Source organism: Microcystis aeruginosa NIES-843 (genome assembly GCF_000010625.1).
Taxonomy (GTDB): domain Bacteria; phylum Cyanobacteriota; class Cyanobacteriia; order Cyanobacteriales; family Microcystaceae; genus Microcystis; species Microcystis aeruginosa.
On sequence record NC_010296.1, the window covers coordinates 799,629 to 823,640 of the forward strand.

Annotated in this window: 22 protein-coding genes and 2 pseudogenes; 6 read left to right on the top strand and 18 right to left on the bottom strand. The window is 44.7% G+C overall.

What is annotated here, in order from left to right:
• Positions 1-64: 64 nt before the first annotated feature.
• The 4 genes from pstB to MAE_RS04090 all read right to left on the bottom strand — a co-directional run bounded on the left by pstB (position 65) and on the right by MAE_RS04090 (position 3,862).
• Positions 65-862 carry a phosphate ABC transporter ATP-binding protein PstB gene (gene pstB / locus MAE_RS04075; RefSeq protein ID WP_012264442.1) on the bottom strand — a complete coding sequence of 266 codons (798 nt, stop codon included), beginning with the start codon at positions 860-862 and terminating at the stop codon, positions 65-67.
• 139 nt (positions 863-1,001) lie between these two features.
• Complete coding sequence (gene pstA, locus MAE_RS04080; RefSeq protein ID WP_002738206.1) at positions 1,002-1,892, bottom strand: phosphate ABC transporter permease PstA; 891 nt, start codon at positions 1,890-1,892, stop codon at positions 1,002-1,004.
• 6 nt (positions 1,893-1,898) lie between these two features.
• Positions 1,899-2,843, bottom strand: coding sequence for a phosphate ABC transporter permease subunit PstC (gene pstC, locus MAE_RS04085; RefSeq protein WP_012264443.1), 945 nt, complete (start codon positions 2,841-2,843; stop codon positions 1,899-1,901).
• A gap of 20 nt (positions 2,844-2,863) precedes the next feature.
• Positions 2,864-3,862 carry a PstS family phosphate ABC transporter substrate-binding protein gene (locus tag MAE_RS04090; protein ID WP_012264444.1) on the bottom strand — a complete coding sequence of 333 codons (999 nt, stop codon included), beginning with the start codon at positions 3,860-3,862 and terminating at the stop codon, positions 2,864-2,866.
• Positions 3,863-3,972: 110 nt separating this feature from the next.
• On the opposite strand from MAE_RS04090, the gene MAE_RS04095 reads away from it, so the two are divergent.
• Positions 3,973-4,830 carry an IS5-like element ISMae4 family transposase gene (locus MAE_RS04095; protein WP_012264419.1) on the top strand — a complete coding sequence of 286 codons (858 nt, stop codon included), beginning with the start codon at positions 3,973-3,975 and terminating at the stop codon, positions 4,828-4,830.
• A gap of 273 nt (positions 4,831-5,103) precedes the next feature.
• Here the strand turns inward: MAE_RS04095 and MAE_RS04100 are convergent, their stop codons facing one another.
• Both MAE_RS04100 and MAE_RS04105 read right to left on the bottom strand, forming a co-directional pair.
• A complete protein-coding gene (locus MAE_RS04100; protein WP_012264445.1) occupies positions 5,104-6,177 on the bottom strand; it encodes a sulfate ABC transporter substrate-binding protein in 1,074 nt (357 codons plus the stop codon).
• A 107-nt stretch (positions 6,178-6,284) separates the two neighbouring features.
• Entirely contained in the window at positions 6,285-6,959 is a 675-nt protein-coding gene (locus MAE_RS04105; protein ID WP_012264446.1) for a cadmium resistance transporter, read from the bottom strand.
• Between the two features lie 355 nt (positions 6,960-7,314).
• On the opposite strand from MAE_RS04105, the gene MAE_RS04110 reads away from it, so the two are divergent.
• Complete coding sequence (locus tag MAE_RS04110) at positions 7,315-8,553, top strand: sulfonate ABC transporter substrate-binding protein (protein WP_012264447.1); 1,239 nt, start codon at positions 7,315-7,317, stop codon at positions 8,551-8,553.
• Positions 8,554-8,617: 64 nt separating this feature from the next.
• Here MAE_RS04110 and MAE_RS04115 read toward each other — a convergent pair.
• The 6 genes and pseudogenes from MAE_RS04115 to MAE_RS04135 form a co-directional block, all read right to left on the bottom strand.
• Positions 8,618-9,841 (bottom strand): annotated as a pseudogene (locus MAE_RS04115) (RNA-guided endonuclease InsQ/TnpB family protein).
• A 2-nt stretch (positions 9,842-9,843) separates the two neighbouring features.
• Entirely contained in the window at positions 9,844-10,419 is a 576-nt protein-coding gene (locus MAE_RS04120) for an IS607 family transposase (RefSeq protein WP_419866701.1), read from the bottom strand.
• A gap of 505 nt (positions 10,420-10,924) precedes the next feature.
• Positions 10,925-12,169 carry an RNA polymerase sigma factor SigC gene (sigC, locus tag MAE_RS04125; protein ID WP_012264450.1) on the bottom strand — a complete coding sequence of 415 codons (1,245 nt, stop codon included), beginning with the start codon at positions 12,167-12,169 and terminating at the stop codon, positions 10,925-10,927.
• Between the two features lie 195 nt (positions 12,170-12,364).
• Positions 12,365-13,426: an anthranilate phosphoribosyltransferase family protein gene (locus MAE_RS04130; RefSeq protein WP_012264451.1), complete on the bottom strand. Its 1,062-nt coding sequence runs from the start codon at positions 13,424-13,426 to the stop codon at positions 12,365-12,367.
• Between the two features lie 69 nt (positions 13,427-13,495).
• Entirely contained in the window at positions 13,496-13,663 is a 168-nt protein-coding gene (locus MAE_RS33710) for a hypothetical protein (protein WP_012264452.1), read from the bottom strand.
• 26 nt (positions 13,664-13,689) lie between these two features.
• The gene (locus tag MAE_RS04135; protein ID WP_004163287.1) at positions 13,690-14,661 is read right to left on the bottom strand and encodes a LysR family transcriptional regulator; all 972 of its coding nucleotides are present in this window, start codon (positions 14,659-14,661) and stop codon (positions 13,690-13,692) included.
• 496 nt (positions 14,662-15,157) lie between these two features.
• On the opposite strand from MAE_RS04135, the gene MAE_RS35585 reads away from it, so the two are divergent.
• A complete protein-coding gene (locus tag MAE_RS35585; RefSeq protein WP_269453964.1) occupies positions 15,158-15,280 on the top strand; it encodes a hypothetical protein in 123 nt (40 codons plus the stop codon).
• A 6-nt stretch (positions 15,281-15,286) separates the two neighbouring features.
• Here MAE_RS35585 and MAE_RS04140 read toward each other — a convergent pair whose 3' ends face one another.
• From MAE_RS04140 to MAE_RS33715, 4 genes are all read right to left on the bottom strand, one after another.
• On the bottom strand, positions 15,287-16,255 hold the full coding sequence (locus MAE_RS04140; protein WP_231859712.1) for an endonuclease/exonuclease/phosphatase family protein: 969 nt from the start codon (positions 16,253-16,255) through the stop codon (positions 15,287-15,289).
• Positions 16,256-16,661: 406 nt separating this feature from the next.
• Positions 16,662-17,351: a hypothetical protein gene (locus tag MAE_RS04145; protein ID WP_002763613.1), complete on the bottom strand. Its 690-nt coding sequence runs from the start codon at positions 17,349-17,351 to the stop codon at positions 16,662-16,664.
• A gap of 28 nt (positions 17,352-17,379) precedes the next feature.
• Positions 17,380-18,351 carry a hypothetical protein gene (locus tag MAE_RS04150; RefSeq protein ID WP_041803787.1) on the bottom strand — a complete coding sequence of 324 codons (972 nt, stop codon included), beginning with the start codon at positions 18,349-18,351 and terminating at the stop codon, positions 17,380-17,382.
• Positions 18,352-18,624: 273 nt separating this feature from the next.
• The gene (locus MAE_RS33715) at positions 18,625-18,819 is read right to left on the bottom strand and encodes a hypothetical protein (protein WP_231859786.1); all 195 of its coding nucleotides are present in this window, start codon (positions 18,817-18,819) and stop codon (positions 18,625-18,627) included.
• 1,037 nt (positions 18,820-19,856) lie between these two features.
• Between MAE_RS33715 and MAE_RS04160 the strand changes: the two genes are divergently transcribed.
• Positions 19,857-21,953 (top strand): CARDB domain-containing protein, encoded by a 2,097-nt coding sequence (locus MAE_RS04160; RefSeq protein WP_012264459.1) that lies wholly within the window; start codon positions 19,857-19,859, stop codon positions 21,951-21,953.
• Between the two features lie 119 nt (positions 21,954-22,072).
• Positions 22,073-22,177 (top strand): annotated as a pseudogene (locus tag MAE_RS28450) (sigma factor-like helix-turn-helix DNA-binding protein); the annotation flags it as partial.
• A gap of 168 nt (positions 22,178-22,345) precedes the next feature.
• Here the strand turns inward: MAE_RS28450 and MAE_RS04165 are convergent.
• Both MAE_RS04165 and MAE_RS04170 read right to left on the bottom strand, forming a co-directional pair.
• On the bottom strand, positions 22,346-22,843 hold the full coding sequence (locus tag MAE_RS04165) for a thiol-disulfide oxidoreductase DCC family protein (protein WP_012264460.1): 498 nt from the start codon (positions 22,841-22,843) through the stop codon (positions 22,346-22,348).
• A 122-nt stretch (positions 22,844-22,965) separates the two neighbouring features.
• Positions 22,966-23,685: a TerC family protein gene (locus MAE_RS04170; protein ID WP_012264461.1), complete on the bottom strand. Its 720-nt coding sequence runs from the start codon at positions 23,683-23,685 to the stop codon at positions 22,966-22,968.
• A gap of 189 nt (positions 23,686-23,874) precedes the next feature.
• Between MAE_RS04170 and psaM the strand changes: the two genes are divergently transcribed.
• Positions 23,875-23,967 (top strand): photosystem I reaction center subunit XII, encoded by a 93-nt coding sequence (gene psaM, locus MAE_RS04175; protein WP_012264462.1) that lies wholly within the window; start codon positions 23,875-23,877, stop codon positions 23,965-23,967.
• Positions 23,968-24,012 lie beyond the last annotated feature (45 nt).

Sequence of the window (24,012 nt, forward strand, 5' to 3'; positions counted from 1 at the left end):
TGTTTCGGGATCAAACCGCGCACGGTTTTGAAAAACAGACTATCAGCCTTCTTTACTGTTTCAATTACCCAAATCGCCCGGTAATATACTCCCGGGCCTCGTCGGTTTGCGGATTGCCGAACATAACTTCCGTGGGGCTAAATTCGACTAATTTTCCCCGGCGTTTCCCGGAGGGATCGGTTTCGGTGTTAAAAAACGCCGTCCAGTCGGCGATCCGCGATGCCTGCTGCATATTGTGGGTGACGGTAATGATCGTGTAACTTTCCTTCAGTTGTAGGCACAATTCCTCCACCTGACGGGTAGAGATGGGATCGAGGGCCGAACAGGGTTCATCCATCAATAAAACATCCGGCTTCATCGCGATCGCACGGGCGATACAGAGACGCTGTTGTTGTCCCCCCGATAGTGCCGTTCCTTTTTCTTTCAGTTTGTCCTTTACTTCCTCCCAGATCGCCGCCTGCCGCAGGGAATACTCGACCAATTCATCAAGATTTCCCTGATAACCGTTGGTTCGGGGCGCGTAGGCGATATTCTCGTAAATGCTCTTGGGAAAAGGGTTCGGACGTTGGAAAACCATGCCCACCTGTCGCCGTAACTTGACTGCGTTGACCTGCGAATCGTAAATATTCTGATTTCGGTAGAGTAATTTTCCCTCCACCTTGGCGCCGGGGATCAGATCGTTCATTCGGTTAAAGCAGCGCAAGAGGGTACTTTTCCCGCAACCGGACGGCCCGATAAAGGCGACGATTTTTCGTGCAGGAATTTTAATATGAACGTCCACAAGAGCGAGAAACCCGTTATAAAAAACTTTCACTCCTTCCGCCTCGAAAACACTGTGATCTGGGTTAAGGTGGGTAGTCATGGCAAAAATTCTCCTGATCGTTTATTAAAAATCGATGGTTTTTTTAGAGGGGCGGGTTTGCAAACCCTCCCGTACTGGAGAAGTGGGGAGTGCAGGAGTAGGGAAGGTTATGTATCTACCCCCTTGCCCGCTGCCTTCCCTAATTCAGTGTCGAATAACGTTGACGTAGATAGATGGCGATGGCGTTGAGGGCGAGAATTAACAGGATCAGAACGATAATCGCGGCCGCCGCCGCATTAGCAAAACCGGGTTCGGGACGGGTGATATAGCTGAAAATTTGAATCGGTAGTGCCATAAAGCGTTGGAATAAACCAGGATCGAAAGTGAGGAAACTAACCGCGCCGACGACCATTAAGGAAGCCGCGTCCCCGATCGCCCGCGACACGGAGATAATCACCCCCGTGAGAATCCCCGGCACCGCGTAGGGTAAAACATGGTGTTGGATCGTCTGCCATTTGGTACTGCCTAGACCGTAGGAGGCTTGGCGTAGGGAATCGGGAACCGCCCGGATCGCCTCCCGCGCCGTGACGATAATCACTGGCAGCGAGAGAAGCGCAAGGGTTAACGCGCCGGAAATCAGCGTCGGGCCAAAATTGAGCAGATAGTTAAAAACCGCTAATCCTAATAAGCCGTAGACGATCGAGGGAACCCCGGCCAGATTGCCGATATTCACCTCGATCAGTGCCGTCCACCAAGTTTTCGGGGCGTATTCCTCTAGATACAAAGCCGACCCGACCCCGATCGGGACCGCCACGAGAAGCACGATAATTCCCAGATAGAAACTACCGATGATCGCCGGACGGATACCGCCCCTTTCCGGGAAACGGGAAGGCGTTTCCGTGAGGAATCCGGGGGTTAAGAGTCGTCCGAGTCCATCGTGGGCGATATTCAACACCAACAGCGCCAGAACGAACAAACCGATCAGTAAACCGAAGAGGAAAAGATACTCGCAGAATTTGCCGATCGCCTCGCGGCGTTCGAGATGGTCGATAAATTCAACGGTATCGGATTTGACAGAGGATTTAACCATGGGAAATCAATCGTATTTTTCTTTAAAACGGTGGGAGATCCAGTAACTGGCTAGATTCAGCACCAGCGTGATCAGAAAAAGCACCGCGCCGACTGCGTAGAGGGTTTTAAAACTGAGACTGCCCCGGGGCGCATCTCCCCCGGAAATCTCGGCCATAAAAGCGGTCATCGTGGCGATCGACTCGAAGGGATTGAGGGTAAGCCGGGGTTGCGAGCCGGCGGCGATCAACACCGTCATCGTTTCCCCCACCGCCCGGGACATTCCCAGAATAATCGAGGCCATGATCCCGGAGAGGGAGGCGGGGAGAACCACTTTAAAAATCGTTTCCAGCTTGGTAATTCCTAGGGCGTAGGAACCCTCGCGCAGGGAACGGGGAACCGCTCGGATCGCGTCTAAACTAATCGATCCCACCGTGGGAGTGATCATGATCCCCATCATTAACCCGGCGCTGAGGGCGTTAAAAATCTCGACGGGGAAAAGATTCCGCAAAGTGGGCGTGACCACCAGTAGGGCGAAGTACCCGTACACCACCGTGGGAATCCCGGCGAGAAGTTCCACCGCAGGGCGTAAAATCGCCGCTAGGTTCGGTTTTGCGTATTCGGCGAGGTAGATCGCGGAAGATAGGCCTAAAGGAACCGCGACGGACATAGCGATGGCCGTGGTTAAAAATGTCCCGTTAATCAGCGGCCAGATGCCGAAATGAGGGGTGGCGAACAGTGGAGTCCAACGGGTATCGAGAAAGAATTGGGCGAAAGATACCTCTTGAAAAAATCCCCAGGTTTCACTAAAAATAATCGCCACGATGCCGATTGTCGTCGCCACGGAAACGAAAGCGCAAGCGAAGAGAATCAGCGCGATTATCTTCTCTTGAATATCGTCGCCAGGGCGCTTGAGGAGTGAATTATCTGCCGCGAAAAAAGAATTATCGAAAGAACTCGGGGTTAAGGTCATGGTTTGACAAAATTCCTTTTTTAGATAAAGTTCGTGATCGGTTCTCCCGGTTTAGCTTTGCCGAATTTCGATCCCGTTTCCCCGCGCTCGAATTTCCGCAGGGTTTTGACGTAGGCCTCATCAGGTAAAGCGACGTAACCCACGCCATCGACCCATTTCCAGGAATTTTCTAAATAGAAGCGCACGAATTTTTCCAGGGATGGATTCGTTTTTAAATTATTCTTGTTGACGTAGATAAACAGGGGACGGGAAAGGGGATTATAGACATTGCGGAGAACGTTATCGATGGGGACCGGTTTGACGCATTTTCCTTCATTATTTTCGATCGCCACCAAGTTCAATCGATCTTGGTTCTGCATATAGAAAGAGATGCCTAAATAGGCAAGCGCGGATGGATTGCCGATTACCCCCTGTACGAGGGCGTTTTGATTGCGGTTCGGGGTAAAATCGGTGCGGCTATTTCTCCGTTTTCCCGTGATCGCTTGGGTGAAATAATCGAAGGTTCCCGTATCGGAAGGCGGGGCGAAAAGTAATAATCTTTCGTCGGGAAATTTGGGATTAATCTGTTTCCAACTGGTAATCCTACCCTCCGCTTTCGTGTTCCACATTCGATCGAGTTCTTTAATCGTTAAACACTTGGCGAATTGATTTTTTTTATTGACGATCACCGCCAATCCGTCGATCGCCATCGGTAATTCCAGAAATTCCACGCCGTTTTCCCGACATTTCTCGATCTCTTCTTTCCGGATCACCCGCGATGCCCCGGCAATGTCGAGATTTCCGGCGCAGAACTTACTAAAACCGCCCCCGGTTCCACTGGTGGCGACGCTAACCCTTGCGTCGGGATGGATTCTCTGATATTCTTCGGCAACGGCGAGGGAGAGGGCGAAACCCACCGCACCACCGTCGATCGAGACTGGTGGTTGTTTCTCGGCCGAGTCGGCCGGGCGACCGCAACCGGCGATCAAATTACTGGCCATCAGAAGGGAGATCAGGAAAAAATAATAGACCTCTTGCATAATTTTTTTATGGTATAATATAAGGTTTTGCTTTTTTCTCAATTCTTAGATTGAAGTGGAAAAAAGAATAAAATGTGATCTTAGGTCAGGAAATCATCTATAATTTTGCTATGTTTATTAGCAAAATTATGGATTATCAAAACTTATCAGATGAACAATTCAAACGCCGTTTCGGTGTGTATAAACAAACCTATAGAAAGATGGTAGAATCAGTAAAAAGTGTTGAAGCCGACTCTAATTCACCATCTAAAAGGGGACCGAAACCTAAACTATCTATAGAAGAACAAGTTTTAGTAACGTTAGAATATTGGCGAGAATATAGAACATATTTTCACATTGGTACAAGCTGGGAACTATCAGAATCAACTATATGTCGGATTGTAAATAAGACGGAAAAAATGCTTTTACAATCGGGAAACTTCCGTTTAAAAGGAAAAAAAGCTTTACTCAATCAAGCAGAGATACCGGTCATAACGGTAATGGATGTAACGGAAACTCCCATTGAACGCCCCCAAAAGAAACAGAAAGATTTTTTGGGGGGTAAAAGAGGTTATCATACTTTAAAATCCCAATTAGTAGCTGATCAAAATACAAAGGAAATTATCTGTGTCTTTTGTGGGAAAGGTAGAGGTCATGATTTTAGTTTATTTAAAAAAAGTCGAGTTCGTTTTCATCCTTTAACTACCAGCATAGAAGACAGTGGTTATCAGGGAATAGCTGCATACCATAGTAATAGTTATACACCGAAAAAGAAATCGAAAAATAGAAAATTAACAGAGTTAGAAAAAGAGTATAACAAGGCTTTAGCCAAAGAAAGGATTATCATTGAACCTATAAATAGGAAACTCAAAATCTTTAAAATCTTATCCTGTAAATATCGGAATCGTCGTCGAAGATATAGTTTAAGAGTTAACTTGTTGGCGGCTATTTATAACTGTGAGTTAGGGATAGGTATAGCAGCTTCTTAAAAGTTGCCTAAAGATTAATCAAGTCAAGGAGAATTTATTCTCAATTTTTATAATTGAGATAGTTTGTGCCGCTTAAATAAAGAGGTTTTGATAACCAAATTAAAGCAGCTCTAAAGAGTTTTGAGTTAAAAGTTAAACTTCAAGTTTTCATTCAGGACAAATGTACTGATTAACTAATTTTTTGGGGAAAATTAGTTAACCCATCATTATAACATATAATTAATTTGCAAGAGTTCTAATGAGAGAATTTCATAGATTAAAGCGGGAAAAATGTTAAGAAGCGGACTGGTTTTTAATCTGCTCAAAGATGCCGTTATTGGCCAGAAATTCCTTTTCGATCAACGTCCAACCGCCGAGATCTTGGGCGTTGAAAAGAGTTTCGATCGGCGGGAATTGTAATCCTTCATCCTTGGCCACGAAGGGATTGACCGAGCGATAGCCTAATTTGGCCAATTCCTGTTGTGCCGGCTCGGAATAGAGGAAATTCACAAAGGCCTCGGCCACCTCTCGCGTGCCGTGTTTATCGACATTTCTATCCACCACCGCCACGGGATTATCGATCGAGATATTGACCGGGGGGACTAAGTAATTGGTATCTGGTTGATTTCTTGCCGCTAGAATTACCTCGTTTTCGTAGGTGACTAAAACATCCCCCTTTCCTTCTTGGAAAAAGGCATTGCTGGCTTCCCGCGCGTCCCTGGCTAGGGTGGGAATCTTTTGATAGATCCGGCGGACAAAATCCCATGCCTGTTGCGGTTCGCCCCCCGTTTGCGTCACCGAACCCCAGAGGGCTAATAACTGCCAAATAGCGATCCCGGAAGTTTTCGGATCGGCGGATAGAACCGTAACGTCCTCTCTAGCCAGATCCGCCCAAGATTGAATCTTTTTCGGATTTCCCGCCCGCGTGACAATCGCCGCAACCGAGTGACTCACCACTCCCCTTCTCGGAACCCGCTCTTCCCAACCGCGATTAATCAGGCCGGCTTGAGATATCCGCATCACGTCGAGGGGAAGGGCGAGATGTACCACGTCCGCCTCTTGTTTCCCAGCAATCACGTCATCGGCCTGGGCCAGGGAACCGCCGTAACTGCGCTGGAAAATGACTTTTTGGTTATGCTCTTTCCGCCATTTCTCGACGAATTTCGGGATAATCTGGTCGTGGGCGGCTTTCGTGACCGAGAAGGAAACGAGATTCAGTTTCACCTCCGGTTTTGAGCCGATTCCCCCGCAGGAGGCGAGGGCGAGACTTGCCAACAGTCCCACTAACAGGAAGGAAAGGAAGCTCCTCCCCGATAAGGAACGAAAGGGACGAAACAGCGATCGAATTGGCAACAGTGATACATTCATCGGGATTTTCTCGATAAGGTTGCTCTAAACCAACTAATTTTTTCTTCTCTCTTCCTGAATTTTGACTCCCGTGGGAGCCGGAGATTGGCGTTTACGGGGGGTCTAATTTACCCGGTGGGAATCAACAGGCGATAGGAGCCGTTATCGAGAATAATCCGTAGCCCCAACCACATCAGCACAAAAGGGAAAAGCTTACTGGCATAACGGCTGAGGACAACCGCGATCCCCGGTTGGCGGGTTAGATTATAGGAGAGAAATAACCAAGTACAGACGATTAGATAGCAGATCGGGATGATTACGGCTAACTGCGCCACGGTACTATTGGCGAATAGGGGAATGTAGATACCGAGATTATTGCCGCCATTGGATATCGTGACCGCGGAAACTTTATAGGTTTGGCGATCGCTGAAGACTTGACCGAGGGATAGTCTGCGGGAGGCGAATCCGTGAAATCGGGCGTTTCTTCGCAAATTCACCTTGCGATCTGCGGTTTCCCTCTCGTTATCGCGATTTAACGTCAGTAAATTTCTCACACCGATGAGGATCGGCAAGATTCCGAGAAGACCGATATAAATCGGCGGGATGATTAAGCCGAGTAGAAAACCCAGCAAGCTCACCGATACTAAGGCCGTAAACCCGACTAGCTCGCCGACGACAACGTGAACCGGGCGAAAGGTACGATTTACCTCGCTAAAGAAGCCGGTTAGATAAATATTGTCGTCGAAGGTGGTGGCTATGCCGGTGGCCACCGCGATTTTGACGATTTCGATCAACCAATCCATCCATACCACCTCGATCTCTCAAATGCGGGCGCAATTTCACTTTAAAACTATATCATTTTCAATACATTTATAAATGTACTTTGTTACACAATCGAGGAGTCGTGGATTTCTATAGTATGTAGATAAGTAGCTGGTTATAATTAAATTAAAAATGGATTTTAGGTTCGATCCCCCCTGCCCCCCTTGATAAGGGGGGTGCCGATAGGCGGGGGGATCCCCCTTAATAAGGGGGGCATCTGATAATTTTTAACGCCTACCTACTTAAAACTAATGGAACCTCTCCCGATCAAGTTGGGAAACTCTTCCCTCTTGTCTCCTTTCCTGATAATAAATCTTGTTTTCTGCGAGAAATCCCATGCTCCACCGTTCGATCAAGTGTCTCTGGAAACCGTGGCGAAATTGGCGGGCAGCTCTTCCCGCGCTGCTTTTTTTGACCAGTCTGGTCGGGAGCTTTCTCCTGGCTGGATTTTCCGACACGATCGCCGTCGGTCAAAATTCTCGATCCGATAACCTGATTCTCAACCTCGTCGATAGCTTTAAATTCCCCCGAAATACCACTCCCCGGCTATTGGAAACCGTGGGATTATTTATCGCTGGAATTCTCTTCTGTATCGCGATCGATCGCTGGTTCAAGCGCTCGACCCCCTCCGATATCACTCCCCTCGCCAAACAAGCGCGGCGGTTAGGAACCCTCAAGATCGGCTACCCCGAGGGCATGACCAATCTGGAAGTTCTCCGCGCCCAGGCCTTTCTGGAAAGACGCTTAAAACCCTTTGGGGTGACGGTAACGTGGACGAGTTTTCTGGCCGCTTCCTCTCTGATCGAGGCCTTGAGCAACGGAACGATCGACTTCTGCGGTGGTGGCGGTACGGCGAGTATTTTCTCCCAAGCGGCGGAACACGTCTTCGTCCGGGTAGCCAAGGAAAAATATACCGCCCCGAAAGGTCAGGCGATTCTCGTGCCTGAGGATTCGCCAATAGAGACGTTGGCGGATTTAAAAGGAAAAAGAATCGCCTTCGATCGGGGTTCGAGCGCCCATTATGTCCTCATCCGCGCACTGATGAGAGTGAATCTAGAATTAAGCGATATCGAACCGGTGTATGCGACTCAACCGGAAGCACTTGTGCTTTTTCGTCGCGGTGAGATCGACGCTTGGGTGGTCTGGGTTCCCTATTCCCCCACGGAGACGCGCACCTATCCGGGAAGATCGTTGGCCGATCTAGAGAGCATCTTCGGGGAAAACGCCTCTCTAGAAGTGCCGACCTATTATTATGCGGTTCCCGAATTGGTACGCGATTATCCCGATGTACTGAAGGTGATTTTAGAAGAGGTGAACGAGGCGGGTGCCTGGGCGAAACAACAGGAGTTAGAGGCGACGAGACGCTTGGCAGCCCACCACGAGATCGATCCAGCGATCGTGACTAATCTCGAACAACGGGCCTCTGAACGTGCCATTATCCCGATCGACGATCGCTCTCTGACGGCCCTACAACACCAAGCTCATATCTTCCGAGACCTGAAGCTGATCCCCCATCGGGTCAATGTGCGCGACGGAACCTACACCCTACAGACGAAACAAAATTGGACATATTAATAGTTAGTAAAAGTATAGTCAAATATAGACAGACTGAATTCCATTTCAGAAATTCCCTTCACTTTTACTTCGAGAGATTGATTCTCCTTGGGTGAACTACGCACCTCTCTATCCCATAGCAGTTAAACGCATTTGGGAATGCTTTTCGTAAAATATTGTAGGAACCCATGACATCAGATTGAACCAGAATCCCCTTATCTGTACGATATAACCCTCGTAAAATTCAGTTTCCTGAAAACACTGGCTTTTCAGTTATCTGTCCATAAACGGGGAGAGGATCGTCATTCAAAAAATTAGAAGCTGAGGTATAGGATTCTTCTTGAAGAATCACAGAGATTCCTTCTAATTGACATTTATAACTAATCATCTCAATTAATCGAGCATGAGGGATGGTCACAAATTTTTGATTGTTGACTTTTCCTAAGTTTACTTCTTGTTTCCAACCGTCATTTTTCCCAATTACTAAAGTTGTTATCTCTTGGTCAACTAAGAGATTGACTAAATAACGACTAGCCTGATGAAGATAATCATCTACTTTCTGATTACGACAGCGAGTTAAACGGCGAATCCTCTGGGAACTTTGACGATTGCCTTTTAACAGAGATTGTAACTTAGCCCGACGTTGGTTATAAAATTGATTCAGGCTTTTTAACGGTCTGCCATTAATCAACAAAGGGATAAAGTCCGGTTGATTTGAAGTTACAGCCATCAAATTATCTATGCCTAAATCTAGCGCAGCTATCTTTTCATTAGGAGCTAAGAACTGTTCAGTTTTCTCATAAATTACCTCGATTACATAACAATCACATTTAGGAACTATTCTGACTTCTGCTATGCGCTCTGCTACTCTCGTCGGCAAGGCAATTGAAGTACCTGATAGTTTGACTAACCCTTGCCTAAGACCTACTTTGCTTATAGCTTGAATCGTGTAAACTAAGAGATTTCGTCCTTTTTTTGGCTCCTTATAGCTAGGGATTTTGGGTTTGACCAGAAATTTATCGGGGTGACTTTTAAACTCCGATGAAGCGGCAAAAAATGATTTCCAGTTTTTGTCTAATCCTCTCAAAACTTGTTGGGAAACTTTAGCGGGTAAAGCTTGATACTGTTCTGTCTTTGACCTCAGAGAGGCCATCTGATTATAGGTCAAATAGCCATGACCATAAATGAAGTTTTGTCGGATTAAATAATTGGCTGAGTTGTAGAGATTTTTAGACTGCCAAGATAAATTATCTATCTCAGCCCAAAATCTATGTCCTTTCTTGATAATGTGTCTTTCTGCTACTAACATTATTATCCGTTGTCTTTTAACTCAGCTATAATCTTTTCTGTCTTTCTTTTCGACCTTCTTAATCCGTAAATTCGAGAACAAAAAGAGGTTATAATGGCTATTAAATCTGACATCAACTCATCCTGATTATCCTCACTTTGATTGACAATCTCCACTTTTTTATCTAGTTCTTTTAACAAGATTTCTAGATAATTAGTCCCAAATCTGGCTAGACGGTCTTTGTGTTCAACAATTAAAACATTATAATTGGGGTCAACTAGAATTTTGGCTAATTGTTGGCGATTATCGTTTAATCCACTGCCTACTTCTTTGACAACTTTGTAGATTTTGTAGCCTCTGGCAACAGCATAATCTTTTAATCGGTCAGCTTGTCTATCTAGATTGTCTTTATTTTCGGCACTGGAAACTCTTGCATAAATGCAGGCTATCAAGTCGGGTTTTGAATGGTTGTCATCCGTTATGATAATTGTACCAGAAGGCAATTGATAACCTGTTAAATTCCCTTGTTTCCACCACCTCCAAGCCGTTCGATAACTTATTCCTGTTTTTTTTGCATAGTCTGATAGTTTCATATCTATATATGACCATGCTTGACTATATCTGACTATATTTGTATTGAAACTTTACAATACTAAATCCGTTGAGTATAGGCTACATATCAGGATAGGCAAGAGGCAATAGGCAAAAGGAGGAATAAATAATCAGTTTTTAATAACAGGATTTAGGATAAATCCTGTTTAAAAGGTATAGGGGAGTGGGGAGCGCCAGAGCAGGGAGAAACAATCCATGACTGGGGAGTTAATCACAGTATTAAAAACGGATTTGGTATCATCAAATCCTTATTCTCGGTGAGTTAAAATCTCCTAAAAAAATAGGGAGTATTTTCAGATAACTGATTATACTAAATCCGTTGAGTATAGGCTACATATCAGGATAGGCAAGAGGCAAGAGACAAGAGGCAAAAGGAGGAATAAATAATCAGTTTTTAATAACAGGATTTAGGATTACTGTTTACTGTTTACTGTTTACTGAAAATACTCCCCACACCCTGCCCCCAGGAAAAACTTTTTCCACATACCCTAACTAACTCAACGCTTCAAAATAATCGCGAATTTGATTATGTAGCTGGGATTGACGCAGTTTTTGCAAAGCTTTCAACTCAATTTGTCGTACCCTTTCCCGGGATAATTCCAAAGTGCGACCGATATCAGCCAAAGAATGGGATTTACCATCGAGAAAACCATAGCGCAATTCAATCACTTCTCGTTCACGAGCGGTTAAATCTGCCAATAGTTCTCTGATATCTCTTTGCAAAGATTCATAGACAAAATGATTTTCTGAAGACACTGCTTCGATTTCCAAAAGGTCTAATAATTCCGTATCTTTTTCCTTACCCACTTTTATTTCTAAGGAAACCGAACGCGGCACTGTCATCAACAATTCCCGCACAGCTTCAGGAGTCAGAGCTAACTCTTGGGCAATTTCCTCTACGGTCGCAGTGCGACCGCGCATTTGCGAGATTTTCCGTTGTGCCTTCTTAATTCTGTTGAGTTTTTCGGTAATATGAACCGGTAAGCGAATAATCTGGCTTTTAGTTGCGATCGCTCTTGTCATTCCTTGACGGATCCACCAGTAGGCATAGGTACTAAAACGATAGCCTTTGGTGGGATCAAATTTCTTGACGGCGCGTTCTAAACCCAGGGTTCCCTCTTGAATCAAATCCAATAATTCTAAACCGCGATTCTGATATTTTTTGGCCACCGACACCACCAGACGTAAATTGGCCTTGATCATCTGTTCTTTGGCACGGGTACCAAGGGCAATAATTTCTTCTAATTCCCCCACTTCTAAGCCCGCTAGGTGCGCCCAACGCTGTTTCCCTGCTTTTAAAGCATTTTTTAACTCAGACACCCTGATTTGGGCGGTTTTTGCCCAGCGTTCTAGGGAGGGACGATGGGCTAATTGAGCGGTTAGCTGATCGCGCACCTCAATTAACTTGACAAATTGCTGTACTTGTGCATCACCTTGTTTAACGGCGGCGGCGCATAATTTCAGTAAAGACAGATGACGCTGTACCTGTTGCGCTTGTTCAACTTCCTCGTCCCGTTTGAGTAGAGGCACTCTGCCAATGTCTTGTAGGTATAAACGTACTAAATCGGTAGTTGTGCCGTTGCTGTAGCTTTTTTCGGGACTAGATACTAAATCATCTTCCAAATCACTGCCGAGAAAATCTTCATCCAGGTCGAGCGAGTTTTCCTTCAGTTTTAAGATAGAAAAAGAGGGACAGATAAATTCAGTTTCGAGCGTCGAGGGGTTAATTGCAGACATGATGGCTTCTCTAGGGGCGACTGTGATAGGAATTACAAACTTCTAAATCGTTTACCGTAGTCATAGCTTTCCCACTTAAGCGAGGAAATGATGCAGTCGGGAAAATTTTTTTCTCAAAAGTATTTATCTTTAAACTTAGAAGTTACAGCAATTCCATTGATTTAGAAGTAATTTCCCCTACAGTCCTATTCCTATCTATTCCTGATTTTGGAGATAATTACAGATTTGTTGCAGTTTAGCCAGGGCTTTTCCCGACTGTAAACATTGTTGTGCTTGCTGGAAAGCGGTGGGGATATCCGGGGCAATTCCACAGCGCCAAAGATAAAAACCACCGTTAAAAATTGCCGCATCGGTTAATTCATTATTTTCTCCAGCTAATAAACCCTTTAATTTAGCGGTGAGCATCTCTAAAGATTCGAGGGGATAATCCGAGGGACAGAAGCCATAATCGCGAGGATTTAGGAAAAATCGCTGAAAGGAAGGGGGATCGGTGGGATTTCCCAGACCGATAATCGCCGTCCGATTACAGGCTAAATCACAACTCCCCTCTAATCCTTTCACGGTGGTGAAGTGAGAGATATTTCTCAGAGCGAAAGTTTCGCGAAAACGATCTTCGGTGGGGGGATGAACAAAACCCGATATCTGATGAATATTACCCACAAAAGGCGACCACATTAACTCTACCGTGGCCATGGGCGGACGTTTACCGATTTGCTCCCGATAGGTAACAAAATTCTCTACTAGGGGAAAATGGCGCGGAATATAGAAAAAAGTGAATCCTGTGGTGATTAAACAGTCTTTCACTGCTGCTAAGGATAATTGACTAAAATCTGCTCCTAATTGCTGCCAGATTTCCCTCAGGGAAATACCGTATTTAGTCGGCATTCGATCGCCCCCGTGCAGGACTACGGGAACCCCCGCCAACCCTAAGATTAAAGTAGTGATCGGAGTAACCGGGGCAGTGCGAGAGCGTCCATCGTAGGGATTGCCAAAAATAGCGATCGGATGCTGAAAAGAGGCTGATTCTAGGGTTATTTGCGGGCCAAGCTCGGCGTAGGCATCAAGCATTCCCGCTAACTCATCGCTGGTGGGGCGTTTAATGCGATGGGCAATCATAAAAGCACCGATTTGGGCCGGGGTTGCTTCTTGGGTTAACATCATCTTGGTGGCCATCGCCGCTTCGGGACGGGTTAAATTTCTGCCCGTATGGGTGCCACTACCGATCACTTTTAATAATTCTCGAAAAGTATCACTCATCTCAAGGAAAAAAATAAAGAGTAAATAGGGTTTGCTGAATAAATCTAAAAACCTTGTTGGATAAGACTTTTAGACTTGTTTTCCCTCAAAAAGTGCCGTCCTTTGGAGTGATTGGGGGGAAAATCCCTGGACTTTTTCCCTGAAAATTAGGTAATTGACCACCTGAAAATCGGTAAAACCCCACACCCCACACCCCACACCCCACACCCTGCCCCTAGGAAAAGCTTTTTGCCGCAAACCCTAAATAGGATTGATTGGGATTGCTAAGGCTGGACGGGGTGGTTTTCTAAGCTTTTAACCACACTTTGATTCATTTGCCGCACTAATTGACAAAAATGAGCGATCGGTGGTATCTGTAGGCGATCGCTAGTGGTGACAAGGACTACCTGACGGGTGAGACGATGACTAAATTTACCATTGTTAAGATGGGGATTTTCGCTACTAGGGGAAGCAAGAGGACGAATGGCGAGGGTGGCATCGCTACGGGCCTCCATCAGGGCGGATTGGGGCAGAAGAGCGATAATATTACCCTGACGCACCACACCGCGAAAAGCATCGAGGGTGTTTAATTCCATGACGGTTTTCAGGTGGGCATCCTGACGGGAAAACCATTCTTGTACTAATCTTTGCATTCCGTAGCCGTCTTTGAAAACCACTTGCGGATAGGGGATTAATTCTGACCATGGCACTTCTTTGTATTGGGCGAGGGGATGATTAGCGGCCATGAGAATTTCGATCGCTTCTTGGTATAATACCTCGACCACCATCTCCGGGCTAGAGGTGAGAAAACGATTATTCATTACCAACGCCACATCTACTAAACCATCCCGCAGCACTTTTAAAGCGCGATCGCTGCCTAGGGCTGTAACTCTTAACTGAACTTCTGGGTATTCAGCACAAAATTTCGGCAAAATCGGCGGTAAATAGTGGGCGCACACGGAATGAATCGCCGCCACGCACAATTCTGGCTGTTTTCCTGCCTGTAGGTCGGTGATTTCCTCGTGAATATTCGTCCATTCTTGACAAATCCGTTTCGCCCGGGGCAGTAATTTCTCGCCAGCAATGGTTAATTTCGCTTGGGCGGTACGATGAAAAAGAGGTAAGCCCAAATCGGTTTCTAGGGATTGAATCTGGCGGCTGATAGTCGATTGGGTGACTCCACACTGGCGCGCGGCTTGACCAAAATTGCCCGTATCGGCTACGGCTAAAAAGGCTTGCAATTGCTCGATCCGCATTCTTTCTCGTTTTAATTACATTCCGTCATGACCTTATGACGATAACGAATTTTATTCTGACTTTTGGTAGAAATTGCTACCGTTTTCTCAGTTATCAGTTATTTCAGCGGTCAGCCTTGAACTACTTCTCGCTCATAATTGGGCTGTTGAACTGTCTTTTTTCTGGCAGATTCAACAATCCTGATTTCATCAGAATATTTTCTACCTTGCTAGGGATTCCTAGTAATGTAATCTGGGATAAAGTTAAGTAGGTAGGTGTTAAAAGTTGTCAGAGTAACCTTTAGGGTGGTTGGGTTTCGCTTAAACAAGCGACTTGAGCTATTTTCGACCCAGTATTGTTGCGCTCAACCCAACCTACGAGCGATGCGATCGCTGCGCTTTTTTCTGGCTTGAGATTTTGAGTTTTACGGCAACTGCTTGAGTTTTTTTGAATTACCTCTTGACAATCAAGACAGTCGCTACGAGGCGATGCGATCGCACTTATCAACTTCAATCAATGAGTAAGGTGCGTTCCCCAAAATCGATCGGTGCAGTAGTAGGACTGACCTTAGGGAACGCACCCTACGGCTACGGCAATAGCGACCGCATTGCTGTTGCGATCGCTATGAACCTGAGCTAAAACAAGCTACATCACGCGTAGTTTTGCAATCACTGGACGATGATCAGATACACCTGAAGGCAGTGTGATGACCTGATCAACCCTGACATTTTGGCTGACGAAAATGTGGTCAATGGGAATTTTTAGAGCTTGTTTCCAATGATCGAGATGGGATAGCGATCGCGCTTCGTCAGTATAAAACCAGGTTGGATTTAGTCCATGCCCTAGATTGACACTGCGTAATCCTGAGTTAATGATAAAGTTGCGAAAATAAATCGACCAGGAGGTGAGGTTAAAGTCACCCATTATTACGGTAGTGATTGACTGCTGTGCTGCATAGGCTGCCAGGGCCACCATCGCCTGGTTACGATTGATAAAGTTAGGCATGGATATAGGGGCAAGGGGATGGGCAACAACAACCCGAATGGGGTGTCCTGTCACATTAACGCTTGCGAATAGGCTATGGTGGCGGGTTCCCAAGTTGTCAGTCGTCGCCTCTGTAATGGGATAGCGGCTAAATAAACTCAGTCCGCCTCCCGTTGCGCGGTAATAGTAAGGATAAAGATCCTGCACATTGTCTAGTAGCTCTGCTGCCTGCTCCTTGAACGGTTCAACTAACCCGAATACATCTACGGGATTTGCCCGAACCAGGTCAGTCACGGCACTGGTCTCCCATAGTTGGTAGTTGACGTTGTAGGTCATTACAGTCAATGGGAAACCACCAGTTCTAGCATCTCGCAACCTCGGAACATACCAAGTACCAATTGTGCTGGCATAAAACCCCAGTCCGACAGCTAACGTGATCATCAATTTCCAGCGCGAAGGGCGGAACTTGGGTAAAAACAGAGCCAACAGCAAGATCAAAGTCAAGCCCGCAAACCAAAGATAGCCTGTCCCCACAATCTCAAAAAACCATAGCTTATACCATACTCCAGGGGTGAAGCTGATTAGCAACAGGCTAAGTGCCATCGACCACAGCAAAATACTGGTCAGCATAACATCTATTGAAAATCCAATAGCCTTGTCACTGGGGAATAACTAGATATTATAAATAAACTTTCCCCATATCACACCAAATACACATTTTTTAAAAAATCTTTCTCTATATTACTCTCAAATAGAGCGATCGCAAGAAAATTTCCCGACAACATGACAATGAGCCTGTTATGCCGATTAGCACATTTTTTTATGAACCCTCCACCACTACCAGAGCAGCGATCATACTAATGTAAGAAGTAGATGATCTATCCCCAATTAAGTGCTAATCTGGCAGAGGATATTAGATTACCTAGACTTATCAACTTCAATGAATGAGCAAGGTGCGTTCCCCAAAATCGATCGGTGGAGTAGTAGGACTTGCATTAGGAAACGCACCCTACGGCTACGGCAATAGCGATCGCACTTATAATTTGCCTAAAATTCTTTTGGCAATTTGAGATGGAACTCGAATGGGCATAATACTGTTTAGTTCATTATCTGCTCCATCATGAGTTCGATAGAAGAAGGGTACATGAGCACTTAGCGTCGAATATTCAGAGCTTTTGGGAAAAGATTCAAGTTCTTCAGTTCTCACAATTTCATAGAAACTACTGCCGTCAATTGAAGGAAACTGACCAATCAACAGATATTTTTCATCATTATCTTCTACCTTGCAGGATGGAAATGAGTAGTAATTCCTGTATCCGGACTTCCTCTCTAAATCAATCGAGTCACCATTAAGACATTTGATGGTAATCCTTTCTAACCTCTTGTGCTCCTCCCTGTAAAAATCAAGACCATCCTCAAAAATTTCACCAGGATATCTCCTCTCAAGTTCATCACCTTGACTTAATAGATAATTCACAGTCTCAGGATATAAGGGATAGTCTTGAGTACCAGTCAACTTTGATAGGATGTACGCCGCTCTCTCCTGTGGAAGGGCACTGATTAAAAAGTCAACTAAATTCTGCTCTTCTTCTGTAGTTTCCGCATTATCAAGTGTTAATTCTAATTGTCGAAGAACTTCACCAATTAATCCATCAAGAGATACGCTCATACTACGACGATCTCTTAACTCACTGACTTCAAATGATTTAGTCTTTGATTTAGCCATGTCAAACCCTCTTTACATAATATAGTAGCTATGGTACTGGGAAAACAAAATCTCGAAAAGTGTTGAAGTGAGGATATTCGTTAAGAAGCCGTTGCGTTTGTGATGACATTGAAAAATTTAGAGATGTAGAATCAGATAGATCGGATACTTGGATAAAAAATTCATTTTTTGTTAGTGAAATTATCATACCTCTAAACTCTTCTTCCATTAGAATTGCGAGATTAATGGCAATATCCTGCACTGATATAAATTGAAAAATTGAGTTTTTTAAAATTCTTAATCCATCTATCACGAATGATAAATATTCTGGATTCCAAGGGTCTAATCTACCATTAAGCTGTCCCTTTCTATCAAAGGTCAATGTCATACCATAGTTTCGTTGAAGCTCTTCTGCTTCTAGAATTGTATTACTTAAGACATGAGCAATTAATTCAGCCTCATCGCTTGCCTTATCCAAATTATTAAGATAGCTTAATACATCATTTTGGTTGGCAGAATTTGAAGGCAGTTTTGATTGAATTGATTTTTCTAGTATCTTTTCTATAATTGATAAATCAAGTTGACAGCGTGCCGAGGTAGGCAGAACAGAAAATTGTCTGCGTGCATAATTAATTGCTGCAACCAATTCTGCTTCTCTATTAAAAAAGTACCTTTTATAGGGATTGCCTAAGCTTGTCAGAAATGCGCTATATTGCTCAAAAAAACCTTGTTCTTCTAAAACCTTAAAAGTTATTATATGGTCGAGAATGTCATGGTTAATAAAGCTAACTTTCGAGTTAGCCATTTTGTTTATTTCTAACATCCTTACTTCACGAATTTCATAAGTTATCGGTATGTCTTGATTTGTTCTGCGACCTATAAAAATACATAAGTCATTAAAGTTAGAAATCAAGCCAGTACGACTATCGAAAATAAAATTATCAAGACGCTTTATTTCTATTGACTGGTTTATGAATTGATCTATGGTAATTATGATAGTTAGAGGATCATGTAAGATCAAGCCAAGTTGCTCTTTTGAACATTGATCTGATTGTTTTTTAATCCTCTTTATATAAGTTTCTCTGCTTTATGGTGCGTAGTTCATCCAAGGAGAATTAATCTCTCGAAGTAAAACTGAAGGGAATTTCTGAAATGGAATTCAGTCTGTCTATATTTGACTATACTTTTACTAACTATCAGGATTATCTGAAATGACTCTAGTTTCATCCATAGATAGGGTCTGCTGAATAAATCTAAAAACCTTGTTGGATAAGACTTTTGGACTTTTTTCCCCTCAAAAAGTGCCAGCCATTGCGGGGATCGGGGGGAAAATTCCTGGACTTTTTCCCTGAAAATTAGGTACTTGACCACCTGAAAATCGATAAAACCCCACACCCCACACCCCACACCCCACACCCCACACCCTGCCCCCAGGAAAAGCTTTTTCAGCAAGCCCTAGATAAAGATCTATACATAGGGCTGGCTGAATAAATCTAAAAACCTTGTTGGGTAAGACTTTTAGACCTTTTGTCAATCAAAAAGTACTGGATCTGGGAGTGATCGGGGGGAAATTTAGCTGGACTTCCCCCATACAGAAATACTAAAAAATTAACAAAACCCTTACTGCATGGAGCTTCTCAGAAAAAATTGAAAAGAGGCTACTGGGTACATTTTTCCCTTGAAAATGGCTGTACCGTTGACTGTATCTGGAGTAGAGCGATTCCGTAGAGTTGGCTGTATAGTGATCGCTAACCCTATTGTAACAGATGGTGTCATTAATCTCTAGAGTCAGCGATTCCCTCTGTAGCCATGTTTTTGATGGTTTTCTGCCCCGAAACAAGCTATAATGGTCGAAAGGTCAAATTTGAAAATTTTTGCCTCAAACCCTATCTGCGTAAGGACTTCAGGATTTTGTGTCCAGTAGTCCATTAGTATTATATTGCTTTAACTCAGGCTCTGTAAGACTTTTAGCCATAGCTAGTATGTTTATACGGGGGAAGTCCAGATTTAGGCACTTTTTCCCTGAAAATTAGGTAATTGGCCACCTCAAAACCGGTAAAACCCCACACCCCACACCCCACACCCCACACCCTGCCCCCAGGAAAAGCTTTTTCAGCAAGCCCTAGATTAAAGATCTATACATAAAGACATAAAAATCTATACATAAAGACATAAAAATTGCTTGACTTTATGGATTTTATGGGCTATTGTAATATTGTGACCTAGATCACTTAGTGGTATCGCAAAACTCAGGTTTGAATTCCCCCTATAGTTCCTGTTTTGTCACCATTTTCCAAGAGATCAAGGAAATGCAGAGGTAATTGTCGCCCATCAAGAACAGGCGATCGCCAGAGGGACTGATACTGTGAACCTGTAAATTGCTACTGACGGTGACATCGGTTTGGTGCGCGAGCGCAACGACAAGTTAAGCTTCAATGCTTTCTGTCTTGAACAGCTTGGCCAATTCAAGTCTGAATTGCATCACTGCCTAATCTATCTTCATAACTATTTTCTAACTTATTAGCCATGCAGTCAACCACTCTTACAACTACCTCCGGGTCATCAGCACCAAACACCCTCAACCGTCAGCCGAAAGTAACTGAGAACGAGAAAATAGCAAATAATGCTAAAGCAGACAGTAAAATTGATAAGTTGCTAGAGAAGTGTATCGGTAACAAAAAATTAAATGAACTCTCCCAACAAGCTTTAGATGTGCTTTTGAGTGGAGTTGATTTTTTAGAGGCAATTGGACTTGACGGCATATTAGATAATGGCAAGAGCGGCAATAACAACAATTCAAGTCCTACCCCAAGTCCTACCCCAAGTCCTACCCCAGGTCTTACCCCAAGTCCTACCCCAAGTCTTACCCCAAGTCTTACCTCAAGTCTTACCCCAAGTCCTACCTCAAGTCCTACCTCAAGTCCTACCTCAAGTCCTACCTCAAGTCTTACCCCAAGTCTTACCTCAAGTGTCTCACCACCAGATTTAGTGGGCAGTTTTGGCACGATTAATTTGCCAAGTACGGTTAACTTCGGCGCTCAGGGGAATGCACAGGTAATTGTCACCAATCAAGGACAGGAGATCGCCAGTGGTCCCAGTACTGTTAGACTCTACATTTCCACTGACGGTGAGATTGACAGTAACGATGCCTTACTCGCCAGTGCCAGCACAAACTTGAACCTAAGCGCCGGGCAGTCAGTCACCCTAAACTTACAGTATCAAAACAATACTTCAGTCATCGCTCCGGGGGCTTACTTTCTCATTGCTCAAGTTGATGCAAATAACCAAATTGCCGAACAACTGGAAACCAATAATGTCACCAGTAAATTAGTATCGGGACTCAATACTAATGCCATCATCGACTGGAATGCGATCGCCTTAAATGCGATTCAAGCCGAGGGAAAAGCAGGGCGGGGAGTTGCGCCGACAGTAGGTTCTCGCTTAATGGCGCTGGTTTCTACTGCTGTCTATGATACAGTCCAGGCCTTCAACACTTTATATCCCTCCTACGCTGTAAATGTGAACGCACCAGCAAATACCTCGTTGCAGGCGGCGGTAGTTGGTGCTGCTTATCGAGTTCTCTCTACTCAATTACCTGGACAAAATAGCTTGTTATTACAGCAAGTAACCAATTCTCTGGCGGAGATTCAGGACAGTGCCACCGCTGAAAGCAGGGGTTTTAATTTTGGCATTTTAGTAGGCAATCAGAGCATCAATTTACGCACTAATGATGGTTCCAGCAACAATACGCCTTTCACTGCGCCGTCGGGAGCCTATGTCTGGAGACCAGAAACCGTAGGACCCACTGCTGGGGTAGCAGTCGGTGCGAACTGGGGTGGGGTAACTCCTTGGACAATTGGCAACATTGACCAGTTTGTCTCGCAAAAACAACTTGATGTGATTCTTAATGGCCGTCCCGACAATCCTAATGATCAGGGTGCATTGTATGCCCAAGAAATTGAAGAAGTCCGGCTCTATGGTGGATTGCAAAACACTGCTCTCACTACCACTTTACGCAATGCAGACCAGGCAGAAATGGCTGTTTTCTGGGCCTATGACCGGGCTGATACCTTCCGTCCCTACGGTCAATTAAACCAAATTGCTCAAGAAATCGCCGTCCGTCAGGGCAATACCTTGCAAAAAGATGCCAGCTTATTTGCCGCGTTAAATACTGCGCTGGCAGATGCGGTAATCGTTGCTTGGAAAGAGAAATACACTGAACTCCAACCTCGCCCTGATGACATAATTGCCGGAGGATTTGCGGCCAATGACGGGATGGCTTCTACGGTGGGCGATACCAATTGGAAACCTTTGCTGTCAACATTAATGGGGGTTAATTCGCCACCTTTCCCGGATTATATGTCAGGGCATTCCGCCATGGGGGGAGCATTTGCTGGAGTTATGGCTAAATATTTTGGGCAGAACTATCAGTTTAGTGCTGTCTCCCAAGAACTTCCCGGTGTCGTTCGTAATTTCACTAGCTTCTATCAAGCGGGAATGGAAGATGCCCTCAGCCGTATTTATGGCGGAGTTCACGTGCGGGAAGCTTGTATTGATTCTTTTAACATGGGGTTAGCTGTTGGCGATTTTGTTTCGACAAGTGTCTTTCAGCCGATTGTCTAGTATCGTGTCGAGTTGAACGAACCTGCATCAGTCCCCACCCTCAGCAACGCACCAGTGGGGAAGGTGCAGGGGGCGGCAATTTGAGGACTCGATGTCCGAAAAATTGCCAACTAAATTTTAATGGTAAATCCCATGCTTTAGGTGATATCGGTCGCACTTTGGAATTATCCCTGGAAAGGGTGCGACAAATTGAGTCGAAAGCGTTGCAAAAACTGCGTAGTTAAGTAGGTAGGCACAATTATTTGTAGGATGGGTTAGCGGTAGCGTAACCCTTGCGGGCGTTGGGTTTCATGCTTCAACCCAACCTACGTTCATTTTATATTTAATTCCACCCACCTACTTAGATCACCAACAGAATATCCCTACTAGAGAGTTAAATACTCCCTATTTTTTTAGGAGATTTTAACTGACTGAGAACAACGATTTGATGAGTTGCATTCCAGACGTTTTTGACGTTCTGCTAAGATTGTTTGTAAATTCGGTCTTCCGGTTAAGGTTAATCGCCAAGAAGCCCAAATTTCATAGATAATATCCACTAGAAACCCAATAACCGGCCATTTGGTAGCGGCATAAATCCAACCAATGCCCAAAATATCATAGACTTGGCGAAACACTTCCACATTTTGGAGGATAGTACCATCGGCTAGTACAGCGTGGATTCGTCCCATGGCCGCCGCGAAGGAAATACCGCCATTTTCCTCTGGATTATAGTTTTCGGCGGCAATATCGACAAAAGCAACTAATCCTCTCCCAGCATCCTGTTTTTGCAGAAAATTAACCTCCCGCAAGCAGAGGGGACATTCTCCATCGTAGAGGAGTTTAATTTTCCAAGAGGGCGATCGAGTAGAATTTTCTAAGGTATCAGCAGATGGAGTCGGTAAAGATGACATGATCTTCTAGGGATTCTCTTTTCAGTGGTCGGTAATTAGTGAGGGGTTGAGAAGTAGGGAGTGGGGAAGTGGGGAAGTGGGGAGAATAAATAAAAATAATCTCCTGACTCCTGATGATTATTTTATGGCAATTCATCAGATTGGATGGTATCACTCTCTATTGGTTCTCGATCGTTGCGTTTTGAGAAACCCCAAGCAAAGAGGATAGCAATTAAACTAATCATAATCCATTCCGGCGGCACAAAATCGGGACTAATCACCCGCAACAGCAATCTTAAACCCACCAAACCGACGGTGACAAAACCAGCATCTTCTAGGTGGGTGTATTCTTCCAACCAGCGAATAAATAAACCCGCCATAAAGCGCAGGGTAACTACTCCGATCGTACCACCAAGCAGGATCAACCAAGTATCATCGGCCACGGCGATGGAAGTGGTGACACTATCGAGGGAAAAAGCTAAATCAGTAACGGCAATTAGGGGGATAGCTTGCCAGAGAGAGTGAAACTGGAGACTATGATGGCTGTGATCCTTGTCTTCAGGGGAGGCAAAGTAATTAAAGACTAACCAGAGCAAATATACTGCTCCCAAAAGTTCAAACTGCCAGTATTTAACCACCCAGGTGGCGGTAAGAATCAAGATCATACGGAGAATATAGGCGAAAACTAAGCCAATATTCAAGGCCTGACGTTGACGCTGATGATCTCCTAATCCCTGTGCTATGGAAGCGAGAGCAATGGCGTTATCTGCTGATAATACCGCTTCTAGGGCAATGAGAACCAACAGAATTAACGGGGTTTTTAGACTAAGGGTTAGAGATGAATCAAGGAGCGAGTCTAACATTGAGGCCGCAGGTAAAAATAAATGTAATCATGGCAATACCTCAGCTTAACGCTTTTACAACTTTCTTTTCTAGGGGAGATAACCGTCATCGGGGTGGGGAGATATGAAGTCTTGTAACGAAATGATGCAGAGGACCCCGATGATGTCGGAAAGTATTGGATGAATATCTTTATGAGGAGATAATCAGCAATGCTTTCTGATACTCAAGTTTTAGTCGCTCTGGTAATTGCTTTAATCCCCGGGATTTTGGCTTTTCGTCTAGCGACGGAACTTTATAAGTAAAGTCGCTTTCAATAAACCCTGATCCCGTCTGACCTAGCTATAGGA